This is a genomic window from uncultured Porphyromonas sp., from assembly GCF_947254915.1.
Taxonomy (GTDB): Bacteria; Bacteroidota; Bacteroidia; order Bacteroidales; family Porphyromonadaceae; genus Porphyromonas.
Window position 1 is genome coordinate 1 of the sequence record NZ_CAMYEZ010000007.1, and the last position, 13,063, is coordinate 13,063.

Sequence of the window (13,063 nt, forward strand, 5' to 3'; positions counted from 1 at the left end):
TGTATCTCATCGCTGTCGGCATCATAGACAAAGTGGTCGGCATCAACAAAGAGTTGCAGCTTCTCCTCGATCTTCTGATTGAGCGAAACGAAGTTCTCTTGATGCGCCGCCCCAATGTTGGTCAAGATACCGAGCGTCGGCCGTATGATGCGCTGGAGACGTAGCATCTCCATCGGCATTGAGATCCCCGCCTCAAAGATAGCGAGCGTATGCTCCTCCTCCATATTCAGTATCGAGAGCGGTACTCCGAGCTGCGAGTTGTAGCTCTTTGGCGAGCGCACGATGCGATAGCAACCAGAGAGGAGGTGGTAGAGAAACTCCTTGACGACCGTCTTACCGTTACTTCCCGTGATGCCGATGACTGGGTAGTTGTAGCGCATACGCCAGTGGCTAGCTATCTGCTGGAGTGCACGGAGCGTCTCCTGCACCTGTACAATATTGGCATCAGGATAGCGCTCCACGTAGGGCTCGATCGGCTCGCAAATGAAGAAAGCCCGCACCCCATGCTCGTAAAGCTGGGGAATATATTTATGCCCATCGCCAGAGGCGGTACGCATTGCGAAGAAGAGGCTGTCGCTCGGCGAAGTGAGCTTACGACTATCGGTCAAGATATGTCGTATCGGACGCTCGTCGACGAGATGCGTTTGGATAGGACGAAGATACTCAAGAATGTTTTGCAGTGTAGACATTATCGTGTTGTAAATAGGGGTCATCATGGTTCTACTACGGAGGCTATGCAGAGCTTCTCTCCATAGCGCTCACGGCAGTGTGCTATGCGCTCAGCGATCTGAGTCTGTAGTCGCTCGGCTCCGTGCGGTGTCTTAGGCCGATGCAGTGCCAGCTTGCGCAGACGCTGGGCCGCCTGGCGCATCTCCACCTCACGCTCCTCTTGGCTTGCCCAGTATGCAACGAAGTGATCGGCTATGTAGGCGATCGCTTCATCAGACGGGTGGGTCAAGTCACTGGCGTAAAAGCGGTAGTCCCGCAACTCATCATGCAGGATCTCATACGCAGGAAAGTAGTGACAAGCGGGTAGCTCACGACAGAGTGTGTCGCAGAGGATACGCAGCTTGCTCTTTGACAAGTTGCTCTCCGCCAAGCCGTCCTGCAGATAGCGCACTGGACTAACCGTCAGGACTATCTGCAGCGAATGATGCTTAAGGAGCTGAGAAAGCGTCGCTAGCATACGCTCTTGCAGAAGATCCAGGGGAAGGTCCCGTCTGTCGAAGAGATGCGCGGGAAGTTGCTGGCAGTTTGCCACGGCATGCCCTCCCTCCGCAAGGTAGTAGACCTGCGTCGTGCCGAGTGTGATCCAGAGCCAGTCCGCCTCCGCTAGTCGGCTACGAGCCGTATGCCATAGCTGAGCAGTCGCCTCACGTAGCTCCTCTTGGCTCTCGCCATAGATAGCGCTGTGGTGGCGCAGACTATAGTAGAGTCCGTCGCGCTCTATAATATAAGGAGTGTAGTCGGGCTGGTTTTGCTCATCGAGGAGCAGATCCTCCAGCGTATCGCAGATGCTGATCGGATTGTAGAGCGTACCGTAAGGATTGACCAGTACGTCATATCCGAGGTCCCGCATATGCTTGCCTATATGCTCACTAAAGCAAGATCCAAGCGTCAGGATACGATCCCCATAGTGCCCCGCTATAGAGGTGGGCAGAGGAGCTATCTGAATCGGTGTGAACCACTGTATGGGTCGAGAGGTGAGCATCTAGTGAAGTATCAAGGCGCAGAGCCACCACAAAGGTACAAAAAAGCGGGTAGCACTCGTCTGAGCACTACCCACAATTCAAAGGGAATATCGTATCTGATAGTGGATTAGCGAGCTCTCCTCTAGAAGCGCGCCACCACGCCCACCGAGTAGTCTCTCGTGCTCACCTCAGCCTGCGCTGACGGCATGGTACTGAGCAGACTAAACCGTCCGAAGAGTCCGAAGAAGCCATACCCTATCTCGCCACGCAGATCCAGTCCGAAGGGACGTACATTGAGATCATCGTCCACAAGCGTATTGACCCGCTCATCGAGCGAGCGTGTGCGGGACTTTTGCAGGCATACGAACTTCGGAACGATCGATAGCGAGCTCCATGCATTCGTCTCGCCCCATGAGAGCGACAGCCCTATCGGCATTTCTATGGAGAGGAGGTCTAGCTGCGTCTGCGCATAGCCTACATCCTTAGGCTCCTGCTTTAGGATCGTCTGCCCCTCATCGTCACGCTGCATAGCGTACTTCTTGTCAAAGGCAAAGCTACTACCCACGAGCGAAGTCCCCACGTTGAAAGCCCACGGACTACGCCCGATCTGGAGGATTCCATAGACTCCAAGTTCTCCACGAGTAGAGCCCCAGAAGCGCTGCTTGCCACTCCATGCTGGAGCTGTAAAGAGGTTCCAACCGAAGGAGCAGACAAAGTGATAGGAGACATCTCCCATCAGGGTCTTATAGATGATAGGCTGGCCATCCTGCTTGTGAACGGTGCTAATGCGGGAGCGATTCCAAGCCGTCTGACGACCACCTCTCGTCCATACCCTATCTATATAGAGTGGCACCTCTTGCTTCTGACCTTTGGGGAGCCGATGCTCCACCTCTATCTGACTATCTTTCTCACCTCGCATCACATAGACCGTGCGGTCAGCAAGCTGGATCGTATCACACGAGGTCACCGTCTGCCCCGTGGCGCTTAGTGTAGTAAGGAGTAAGGTGACTAATGCAAATAAGGGTAATGTATAAACTCTTGAGTACATAGTGGCGATGCGATTAGAAGGTGATACTTAGTCCAGCCGTGAGGAGTCCCTCATTATTGTATCCGCTCATAGCGTCTCTGACGAGGAGTAGTGGCTGAGGTGTATAGTGTACATAGATACCGATAGGCCTAAAGTCTATAAAAGCGCCATAGGTCATCGACAGTGGCGGTGTCGCCTCCGTCGTGGTGCGCTCCTTGTGCCGATCGCCATACTGCTTGTGCATCACATACTCCTTGTACTTGATCTGTGGGATTACCTCGACACCGAGACGCATACGACTATTCATCATTGGGCGCATCCCCAGTGTGATCGGGAGCGATATGTAGCGTGTCACCAGCTTGCTCTGGCGTAGGCCCATCCCCTCTTTGTAGTGGTCTTGCGACAGTGCACTAAACTCTTTATTGGTCGTAAAGTAATAACCATCACGCAGACTGTAAGTACGTCCCTCAAAGGCAAAGTCAAAGCCGACGAAGTAGCGCCCCTTGATGTAGTACCTATACCCTATCGGAGCCACCATATAGTGGTTGAAGCAGGGGGTAGCTGCATGGGCAAAAGCATCGCCCAGCATCATCGTTGAGCCGAAGTATAGCTTCGGAAAGAGGCGTATCGTGCCCCAACGAAAGCTATTATCATCGTAGATACCGAGTACACCACCTACGCCCGATAGAGCCTTACGAAGCCCACGATCTATCGAGTGAGCGGACGTCTCCATGCGACGCACACGGTGCTGCTCGTTATAGTCGACTAGGATTACATCGGTCTGACCTTTACTAGGCTCTATAATAAGCTTATAGTCATCCCGCTCAATGATTGTGTCGGGGGCAAGAGACTCCAGCGGAGTAGCCTCTAACCAGCTCGCAGAGAGTAGGAGGAGTAAGCCTGCCAGCAGGCTCCCTCGTAGCGAAGCGTGTAAATGATACTGCATAGGTTGTCTTGATATGAATCGGTTAAAACAATGTTTGTTGCACTGACAAAGTTAGAAAAATATCACTAACCGATGAACGCCTCCTCCACTGGAACAGGGTTGATACAGGATAAGTCCATCAATGTCTCTATGGAGAAAATCGGATGTCGGAGGAAATCGATCAATTCCTCCGTGGAGATCCTGGATTATCCAGTGAGGAACGAAAAAAATCTTCGGAACTTTGATTTGCTTCTTCCGAAGTTTCATTTCATTCTTCCGAACTTTCATTTCCCGTCTCCGTGGGGAAAGTTCGTTTACACCCTGAAGATTTCCGATTTCCTCGGGAGACGTGTAACGGCTGGGGGGATGCATGGACAGCATCTAGCGAGAGCGCATCCGTTGTGTCAAAGCGAGACGTATAACCCTGTGTAGGGACGCACGGAAGTGTTTAGTGGGATGGCGTCCATTGTGTCAAAGCGAGACGAGTAACCCTGTGTAGGGACGCACGGAAGTGTTTAGTGGGATGGCGTCCGTTGTGTCAAAGCGAGACGTATAACCCTGTGTAGGGACGCACGATCTGTGCGTCCGTTGTATCAAAGGTTACAGCATCGTGGCTTTAACGAGGACGGACGCACAGATCGTGCGTCCCTACAGCCGTTACTCGTCTTGCTTTGACACAACGGACGCCATCCCACTAAACACTACCGTGCGTCCCTACATTGCGCTACACGTTTCGCCCTAATCGCTACCGCACTCCGACTCACAGAGCGATAAAAGAAGGGGCAGAAACTGTTTAGGTCTCTACCCCCTGTACTTTGTCGTAGGACTATGTCTCTACAAATATATCGTGCCTGATAGCTTGACTACTTGACAAGCCTAAAGCCCATCACAGGCTTCGGAGAGACGGCTCCATCTTTCTGATCGTAGAGGAGTAGGATATTAGTATCCCAGTTGACCTTCATAATAAACTGCTTGACACGCCCTCCTAGCGTTATCGTAGCTGGATAAGCCTTTTGCGTAGCATCATAGCTGTAATACATAGGGAGGGAGTACTGCACGCCTTCAGCAGCCATCGTGAACTCGCCATACGTCGGACTAGTGAAGTAAAGCTCGCCCGAAGTTTTACGATCTTTCTCATCAATATCAAGCCCTGGGATATTCATATCGGTCTTCCATCGGGTATTGACGAGTGCCTCCTTGGGGTCTTTTTTCGTAAGCTTATTCTCTTCCTTATCCTTTTTGCAGGAGCTGAGCATCAGAGTGGTACTGGCTAGCAGTATGGCTAGGCAGATGCGGATCAATTGTTCTTTTCTCATTGTTATTAGGGCGTTTATTGGTTTAACGCTTGCTAAGATAGTGCTTTCCCAAAATATAGGGCGCTCTTAGAGATGCGGGCGCTCGAGCTGACGTATCTCCTGGGCTAGTGCACGCAATGCTTTGCGGGCTGCGGGGAGCTCACGCTCGAGCTGTAGGATCATCTCGGTCAGGTCGGCATCGCTACCACTATGCTGGTGGTAGGCGGTGCGGAGGTGAGCCAGTGTCTGCTCCTGCTCGGTGAGCTGCTTCTGCTGACTCAGATACTGATCGTAGAGCGTCGCAGCCTCGGTGGAGTGAAACTGCTCTCGGCTAGTGTAGATCACATTTGGTGCCACGACAAAGTTACCCTGAGAAGCGCTGCTGTGGGCAGGCTGTGCAGAGGTATGCTTACCCAGCAAAGCAGCGTAGTCTACGTCTGAGCGCTGCGTGATATGGTAGGGGCGCAGCATAGCATACTGACGCAGGAGGGCGGGATCGTTGGACGGTACCTCGGTCACCTCGCCATCATTGTAAACAAAGCGGTAGACGGTGACCATGCCACGAGGGGCATAGCGGTCGGAGACGAGGTAGCCGAGATGGCGCTCAGCGTTGAAGGCGAGGAGCAGGTCGTTGCCCGAGCTATTGTACGGCAAACCTAGCGGGACAGGCTGTAGGTAAGCCCCCGAAGCGGTCTGGCGGGTCATATAAAGATCTCGCCCGCCAAGCCCCTGCTTGCTAATAGCTGAGAAGTAGAGCGTGATACCGTCGGGAGCTAGCGTAGGATAAGAGGGAGCCTCGAGACTGTCTGGGATAGCGGTGATGATGCTAGCGTCTGACTGAAGCGTCGTTGGTATCGGATGATTGGCTAGAAGATTGCCATAGACGAGACGCACGGGGGCACCGGGACGCTCTCGGAGCGGTCTGATATAGCGATCGCTTCGCTCGGTGAGGAAGCCGAGACCTAGGCTGTCACAGGAGAAGACTTTGACGCCCTGTCCATTGAGGTAACTGACCAATTGCTCTCGTGCGACGGTGACGGTGTCAGCCACTTCTAGCCAAAGGACGTTTCCCATAAGACGTCGCAACGTATACAGTCGCTCAGCGTAGAGATCGGTGGCATGCTGAGCCTTGTGCGCTTTGCTCTGCTTCTCTAGTGAAGCGGACAGTGCGTCTAGTTGCAACTCTCGGAGGTAGCACTCCCAGAGAGCGGGCAGGTACTTACCATTTTGATGAGCAAGGTACTCATAAGCTGAGACGGCTAGGTCACTGCGTCCTCGCTTTGTAGCCTGCTCTACGAGCTGCGTGGCGGTAGCTACAGAGGGCTTCGCACGAAAGGCTTGCGCGAGCGAGTCTAGCTTTTGCCCTTGAACCATAAAGACTGGCAAAGTGAGGAGGCAAAGCAAGATGACGAGTAGACGCTTCATGAGAGGATTAGAGATTAGAGGTTAGAGGAAGCGTCTCGGAGTGATCGGACGGGGACCGACAGCTCCGAGACGCTGATACGTAGATTACTGCTGAGCGATGCGCTGCAAGATGCCGGCGTAAGCCTCTGCATAGTGTGGGGCTGAGAGGCCTAAGCGCTGGCTCTCACGGACCACGTAGCCGACGAGACTCTCGACTTCGCTCTGATGATGATTACGCAAGTCGCTATTCATCGAGGTGGTCGTGGCGGGTGGCATACGCTCTATGCGACGGAGCGCTGAGGTGACGGGATCGGCATCACTGATGCCCCACCCCTTAGCACGGTACAGCTGGCAGAGCTCTTCGGTGAGTCCGATGACAAAGGCACGATGCGCACCGAGCAAGCCCTCGACACCGCAGTCGTAGTAGCCTGTCGCAGCAGCTGAATTGGAGAGCATGAGGAACTTCTTGCGCACTTCTTCCATCGGATCGTCTGGGATGACGAGATCGATGCCCGCAGCTTGGGAGATCCTGAGAAGTCGCTCTTCACTAGCCGTTCGCTCACTCCCGATGGGTCGTGCCAGAGAGCCTATGTAGAGTCGCTCGTTGTCGGAGTGGCTCTCCACGACACCAGGCTCTGTGCGCCGTGCAGTGACATAAGCAACACCCGCCCAGCGCTCGACCTCTGCGGGAAGCATCGTGCGGAGCTGCTCATGGATATCTAGTCCATTGAGCAGAGGCAAGACGGCACTCTCTTTGGTCAGGAAGGGCTGCAGTGAACGAATACTATCGGCTAGGTCATAGCTCTTGGTCACAACGACCAGATAGTCTATCGGCTCCAGCTCCTGCGGATCACAAGTGACGCAACTGGGTCGCACAACGGTCTCGGCCAGACGAGGCGAGGAGATGCGCAAGCCCTCACTGCGTACACGATCGTAGTGTGCTCCTGGACGCATCAGGTAGGAGACGCGTAGCTGGTCGGGATGCGCCATGGCGTAGCGTGTCCAAAGCCCGCCGAAGTATCCGCCGACGCCTCCTAAGCCTAGGATAACGATATGAGGAGGTCTCATGGCTAACTAGTTCGTACGGGGGAAGGTTTCCAACGTTTCCTTGAGAATCTCAGCCACAGAGGGGTGCGGGAAGATTATTTCGCTCAGCTCGTGCGCTGTCATCCCACGCTCGATGGCTAGCCCTGCGGTGACAATCAGTTCGCTACAAGGATTGCCTAGCATATGCACTCCGAGGATCTTGCCTTCGGGGTTGACAAGTACTTTGCAAAAGCCTGAAGCCATCTCGTTTTCCGCAACAAAGCGCCCTGAGTAGCTCATCGGGAGCATTAGCTTCGTATAGACTTTGTCTCCACTTCGTAGCGCATCTTCGGTGAAGCCTACGCCCGCTATCTCGGGATGCGTGTAAACGACCCCAGGGATAGCTCGGTAGCTCATCGGATTGATCTTACGACCGAGGATGTGATCGACCGCTACCTCAGCCTCACGCACAGCTGTATGGGCTAGGAGCGAGTGTCCGTTGACATCGCCCGCTGCATAGAGATTGGGGAGCGAGGTGCGGAGGTATTCGTCGGTCTTGACGCCTCGACGCTCGAGCTCGAGCCCTTGGCTGAGCAAAGCTTCAAAGGAGCTGGTCACGGGTCGACGACCCACGGAGAGCATCACTTGCTCGCCCTCCACCTTAAAGGTCTTACCCTCGTACTCAACCTCTACACCGTCGGCATAGAGATGCGTTACCTTGTGCTGGAGGTAGAACTTGATGCCACGCTTCGCATACTCTTCACGAAGGAGCGCTGCTAGCTCGCTGTCCATACCATTGATAATCTCGGGAAGCATCTCAACTACGGAGACGGTCACGCCCATCTCGTTGTAGTAAGCGGCGAACTCCATGCCGATGACGCCACCGCCAATGATGACGATTGAGGCGGGAAGCTCCTTACTGTCCAAAGCCTCTCTGTGGGTAATGTAGTGCCCCTCCTCGACTCCTGGTATAGGCGGGATGACTGTCTCTGAACCTGTACAGAGGAGTAGATGCTTAGCCGTATAAGTCTCAGTGGCTGCCGTGACGGTATAGGTGTCATCGCTGTTGTGCGCCGTAACGGTTGCGTGCTCTGTGACCACAGTCACGCCAGCTTCCTTCATACGTGAGCGGATGCCAGCAACGAGCTTACGAACGACTTTATTCTTTCTAGAGATAACCTTGGCTGGGTCTATCTGCTCTGGCGTACAGGTGACGCCATACTTAGCAGCGCTCTGCACTGTCTGCCAAACCTTAGCAGAGTAAAGGAGCGTCTTCGTAGGGATGCACCCTTCGTTGAGGCAGACGCCACCGAGCGCCCGCTCCTCAATGAGTAGCGTATCCAGTCCACCACGAGCAGCACGCTCAGCAGCTGTGTAACCCGCAGGTCCTCCACCGATGATGATGAGATCGTATGTCATAATAGTTGGAAGTGTCTAGTGAAACGAACGGGATCGTGGCTACTTGCTCTTGCCTTGATTGGCAACGGCGGCCTGAAGCTTGGCTATCTGCTCGGGGTCGCCGAGGAAGTAGTCACGCTGCAACTGCATCTTGTCGTCAAACTCGAAGACGTACGGGATACCCGTCGGCAGGTTGAGCGAAGGTATCTCTTCGTCTGAGATACCTTTGAGGTGCTTGACGATACCTCTCAAGCTATTGCCGTGAGCTGTGACGATGATCTCACCATACTTCTCTAGGTCGGGACGAATGTTGCTCTCCCAGTAAGGAAGGATGCGCTCGACCGTCTCCTTGAGCGACTCCGTGAGTGGGAGTTCGTCAGGATTGACCGAAGCATAGCGTGGATCGTGCTGAGGCGCACGCTCATCGGTTGGGTCTAGCGGTGCGGGCGGTACATCGTAGCTGCGTCGCCAGATGTGCACTTGCTCCTCGCCATACTTGGCTGCTGTCTCGGACTTGTCCAGCCCTTGGAGCATACCGTAGTGCTTTTCGTTGAGACGCCACGACTTCTCCACAGGAATCCAGTCAAGATCCATCTCGTCGAGGATAATGTTTAGCGTCTTGATGGCGCGCTTGAGATATGATGTATAAGCCTTGCCAAAGCGAAAGCCCGCCTTGCGTAGCTGTCGGCCAGCCTCGTGCGCCTCCTCAACACCTTGCTCGGTGAGGTCGACGTCTGTCCAGCCTGTGAATTGGTTACTCTTATTCCACGCACTCTGTCCGTGGCGTACTAATACAAGTCTTTTCATAAGGGTGTGATAAAGGAGTTTCTAAATGATTACTGATTTGTTGAGTCAGGGAGCTGCTGAGCGAGCTGCTGAGCGGTCATCTCCTTGACAGCCTCCAGGGATCCGCCAAAGATGGGCAACGCTTGCTGTAGCATCGTCTCATACTCTGCCAAGAGGTGGCGTCCCCAAAGCATATCTATGCGAACCAAGTCAATAAGCGTGACGAGCGAGTAGCGTGTCATTGAGTCATTGATGAGCGCCATCTGATGACGTGGACTCTGCTGGCTGACCCAGTAGAGGAGCTGTGCCGTGTCTCGGTAGAGTGCACGAACGATCTCGTCGCCCTGCTTCGTCATATCGGCACGGTAGTAAGCATCCGCTAGACTTATGTCAGTCATGTCGTAGGGAACCGCCTTAGGCGAGATCACCTCGGCACACTTCGTCAGCACCTTCTTAGCTCGCTCGGTGTCGCCTTGACGTAGGAGCGCCTGGGCTAGTATCGCAAAGACACGTGCTCGGTAGTAGTAAGAGATATTGCGTCGGATATTCTCGTCAAAGTAGATGTTCGGGTCATTGGCATTGAAGTAGCGATACTTATTCATCACCAAGTCATACATCCGCTCCACATCAACCTCGTAAGGCGTCCCAGCCACGGTCGTCGGGTTAAAGCGTTGCGCCATACCCACCTGCGACATATACTGTCTCTGATTAGCAAAGACATTCTGAGGAGCCGAAGAGACCCACATGATCGGTCGCTGCCACTTCGCTGCGCCCAGCATATCTAGGACAAAGAGCTGATCTCTCGTCACAGCCGTCTTGCCCTCCAGCGAAAGCACCACACTCTCGGGCATAGGCAAGCCCTGAAGCTGTGGAAAGTACTTAGCGACAGCCATCGTGTCCACAGGTAGCAACACCTTGTCCGTAGGCATCAGCGCCTGTCCCTGAGGCACGATCTTGGTCGCCTCCTTCATAGCTTGGTCAAAAGGCATCGGCACCGCACTCGTCGGACGTATCAGTGCATAGGAGTTCGTGACGAAGAAGGCTGGACTCATATATTTATTAGGTATCGGCTGAGCCTCGTAGCTGTGACGTAGCATGTGCTTGCCGTACCACTCCGACTGCAGGTAGCTCAGGTTGCTCACCTTGACATCGGTGCGCACGCCCTCCACCTCTTGGGAGTACCACAAGGGGAAGGTATCGTTGTCACCGAAGCAGAGTAGCACCGCATTGGGATCGCAACTGATCAAGTAGTTGTAGCCGAAGTCGCTTGCCAGGACACGTCCTGAGCGATCGTGGTCGTCCCAGTTTTCCGAAGCCATCTGTATCGGCACGATCAAGCCGAGTACCGAGACGATCGAGGCATTCAGTACAGGCTTGAGCTTAGCACGGCTCAGCAGTTCGTAAAGTCCTGCCACACCGAAGCCTATCCATATCGCAAAGGCATAGAAAGAGCCCGCATAGGCGTAGTCTCGCTCACGTGGCTGCCCTGGCGTCTGGTTGATGTACAGGATAATAGCCAAGCCCGTCATAAAGAAGAGCGCCAGCGTAATCCAAAAAGCTTGCATTCCCTTCTTGCGCCTCGTCACTTGAAAGGCTATACCGAGGAAGCCGAGGAGGAGCGGCAAGAGGTAGTAAGCGTTGCGTCCCTTGTTACTAAGGAATTGATCTGGTAGATCTTTGGTCTTACCCAGTGCGATCTGATCAATAAACGAGTAACCCGTCAGGACGCCCCCCTTGAGCATACCGCCATCGCCCAGCAGGTCGTTCTGACGACCGATGAAGTTCCAGCCAAAGTAGCGCCAGTACATATAGTTAATCTGATAGCGCAGGAGGTACTTCAAGTTGTCCGCCATCGAGGGCTTAGACATATCATCAGGGTTGCGGTCTATCCAACTGTTGTACGCACTGATATGCTCTGGCTGTGGCGAGAACATACGGGGGAAGAGCATCTTGCTCCCCTCGGCATACTTCACCTCTGGCTGGCTGTAGATCTTGACATACTCGTCAGGTTCCTTCGGATTGCTCTTTACCTTGGGCGCATAGACAGGGCTTCCCTCCTCCATAGCTATAGGACGTGCCACGTAGGTAGCGCTGTATAGATGAGGTATAGCGCCATACTGCTCACGGTTGATGTAGCTCTTGATGGCAAGCGCCGTGTTCGGTTCATTCTGATTCATCGGTGTGCCAGCGAGCGAGCGCACGAGGATCACCCCGTAGGAGCTAAAGCCGATCATGATAACCAGCATACACATCTGAGCCGTGTGTAGGAGCTGTAGAGAGACCTTTCTATTTTGGAAAAGGTATATCGCCAATACCATCGTCACGATCACGCCTAGCCAGATCGCTCCTCCGAAGTATGGGATACCGATCAAGCACCAGGAGAGGATAAACGAGCTGATGATCAGATTACGACCACGCTCGCCTCGCTGATAGAACGTGAGCGAACCGACCAGCACCACCATAAGGACAACGAGATAGATGTAGAAGCCACTGTTGTACGGCATCTGCAGTCCATTGATCACCCAGCGGTCTATCGTACCTCCGAAGGCCACGACACCCTGCATGATACCAAACATGATAACTGCAATCAAGACGAAGGATACGATCAGAGTCGTAGCAATCCCCTTGAAGGAGAGCGTATCATGCTTGCGGAAGTAGTATATAAGCGCCATCGCAGGGATGCAGAGCAAGTTGAGCAGGTGTACACCGATACTGAGACCCATCACATAGGCGATGAGGACTATCCAACGGTCGGAGCGAGTATTGTCTGCGCGGTCGCTCCACTTGAGCATCAACCAGAAGACCAGCGCCGTCAGGAAGGAGCTAAAGGCATAGACCTCGCTCTCCACAGCACTATACCAGAAGGTATCTGTAAAGGTGTAGAGCAACGCTCCCACCAGTCCAGAGCCCATGATCAGTATCGTCTGCGCTAAGGTAGGCACAGGAGTCACCCCCTCGGGGATCAATTGCTTGGCACAAGGCGAAGCGCCTGGCAGTACCACACGACGCACTAGATGGGTAATACTCCAAAAGAGCAGGAGGATCGTCCCCGCACTGAGCAGTCCGCTCAGCGCATTGGTGTATAGACCCGCCAGTGCAGGTGTCGGGGCTAAGTGTGCAGCGACATTGTACACAAGCATATAGATGGGAGCCCCAGGTGGGTGTCCCACCTCCAGCTTAAAGGCCGATAAGATAAACTCGGGGCAGTCCCACAGGCTCGCCGAGGGACCGATGGTCATCAGGTAGACCACCGCTGCGATGACAAAAGTCACCCAGCCCACCACATTGTTCAGCAGATTGTACAGTCGCCAGTTCTGTTGCATATCTATAGTTAAGGTATCATATACGGGGACAAAGATACGAAAATAGAGGTTAGAGATTGGAAGCTAGAGATTGGAAGTTAGGTCTTAGAAGCACTAGCCCCACTAGAAGCACTAGTGTCACTAGCCCCCCCCCCTCTACCTCCTAATCTCTCCTTTTTGTATCTTTGCATCGGAGTCACTAGAGGTAG

10 protein-coding genes are annotated in these 13,063 nt (G+C 53.8%); all 10 read right to left on the bottom strand.

The annotated features are described in order from the left end of the window. Positions 1 to 716: Mur ligase family protein (locus Q0X57_RS01065; protein WP_297726409.1), on the bottom strand; the 716-nt coding region annotated here is incomplete at its 3' end. Then, positions 713 to 1,711 (bottom strand): GSCFA domain-containing protein, encoded by a 999-nt coding sequence (locus Q0X57_RS01070; RefSeq protein WP_297726412.1) that lies wholly within the window; start codon positions 1,709 to 1,711, stop codon positions 713 to 715. The genes Q0X57_RS01065 and Q0X57_RS01070, both read right to left, overlap by 4 nt. Positions 1,712 to 1,833: 122 nt before the next feature. Then, positions 1,834 to 2,739, bottom strand: a complete 906-nt coding sequence (locus Q0X57_RS01075; protein ID WP_297726416.1) for a hypothetical protein — start codon at positions 2,737 to 2,739, stop codon at positions 1,834 to 1,836. A 13-nt stretch (positions 2,740 to 2,752) separates the two neighbouring features. Further along, entirely contained in the window at positions 2,753 to 3,664 is a 912-nt protein-coding gene (locus Q0X57_RS01080; RefSeq protein ID WP_297726418.1) for a hypothetical protein, read from the bottom strand. Between the two features lie 842 nt (positions 3,665 to 4,506). Beyond that, positions 4,507 to 4,959 carry a hypothetical protein gene (locus tag Q0X57_RS01085; protein ID WP_297726421.1) on the bottom strand — a complete coding sequence of 151 codons (453 nt, stop codon included), beginning with the start codon at positions 4,957 to 4,959 and terminating at the stop codon, positions 4,507 to 4,509. A 66-nt stretch (positions 4,960 to 5,025) separates the two neighbouring features. Continuing rightward, complete coding sequence (locus Q0X57_RS01090) at positions 5,026 to 6,363, bottom strand: hypothetical protein (RefSeq protein WP_297726424.1); 1,338 nt, start codon at positions 6,361 to 6,363, stop codon at positions 5,026 to 5,028. Between the two features lie 84 nt (positions 6,364 to 6,447). Continuing rightward, positions 6,448 to 7,410 carry a ketopantoate reductase family protein gene (locus Q0X57_RS01095; RefSeq protein WP_297726427.1) on the bottom strand — a complete coding sequence of 321 codons (963 nt, stop codon included), beginning with the start codon at positions 7,408 to 7,410 and terminating at the stop codon, positions 6,448 to 6,450. 6 nt (positions 7,411 to 7,416) lie between these two features. Next, the gene (gene lpdA, locus Q0X57_RS01100; RefSeq protein WP_297726430.1) at positions 7,417 to 8,787 is read right to left on the bottom strand and encodes a dihydrolipoyl dehydrogenase; all 1,371 of its coding nucleotides are present in this window, start codon (positions 8,785 to 8,787) and stop codon (positions 7,417 to 7,419) included. Between the two features lie 39 nt (positions 8,788 to 8,826). After that, entirely contained in the window at positions 8,827 to 9,573 is a 747-nt protein-coding gene (gene gpmA, locus Q0X57_RS01105) for a 2,3-diphosphoglycerate-dependent phosphoglycerate mutase (RefSeq protein ID WP_297726433.1), read from the bottom strand. 29 nt (positions 9,574 to 9,602) lie between these two features. Then, on the bottom strand, positions 9,603 to 12,875 hold the full coding sequence (locus Q0X57_RS01110) for a DUF2723 domain-containing protein (RefSeq protein ID WP_297726436.1): 3,273 nt from the start codon (positions 12,873 to 12,875) through the stop codon (positions 9,603 to 9,605). Between the last annotated feature and the right edge of the window lie 188 nt (positions 12,876 to 13,063).

What these genes read in the sequence shown, in the direction of transcription:
- Q0X57_RS01090 (WP_297726424.1), bottom strand. Translation starts at nt 6,363, where the DNA reads ATGAAGCGTCTACTCGTCATCTTGCTTTGCCTCCTCACTTTGCCAGTC.
- Q0X57_RS01085 (WP_297726421.1), bottom strand. Translation starts at nt 4,959, where the DNA reads ATGAGAAAAGAACAATTGATCCGCATCTGCCTAGCCATACTGCTAGCC.
- Q0X57_RS01110 (WP_297726436.1), bottom strand. Translation starts at nt 12,875, where the DNA reads ATGCAACAGAACTGGCGACTGTACAATCTGCTGAACAATGTGGTGGGC.
- Q0X57_RS01095 (WP_297726427.1), bottom strand. Translation starts at nt 7,410, where the DNA reads ATGAGACCTCCTCATATCGTTATCCTAGGCTTAGGAGGCGTCGGCGGA.
- Q0X57_RS01080 (WP_297726418.1), bottom strand. Translation starts at nt 3,664, where the DNA reads ATGCAGTATCATTTACACGCTTCGCTACGAGGGAGCCTGCTGGCAGGC.
- gpmA (WP_297726433.1), bottom strand. Translation starts at nt 9,573, where the DNA reads ATGAAAAGACTTGTATTAGTACGCCACGGACAGAGTGCGTGGAATAAG.
- Q0X57_RS01070 (WP_297726412.1), bottom strand. Translation starts at nt 1,711, where the DNA reads ATGCTCACCTCTCGACCCATACAGTGGTTCACACCGATTCAGATAGCT.
- lpdA (WP_297726430.1), bottom strand. Translation starts at nt 8,787, where the DNA reads ATGACATACGATCTCATCATCATCGGTGGAGGACCTGCGGGTTACACA.
- Q0X57_RS01075 (WP_297726416.1), bottom strand. Translation starts at nt 2,739, where the DNA reads ATGTACTCAAGAGTTTATACATTACCCTTATTTGCATTAGTCACCTTA.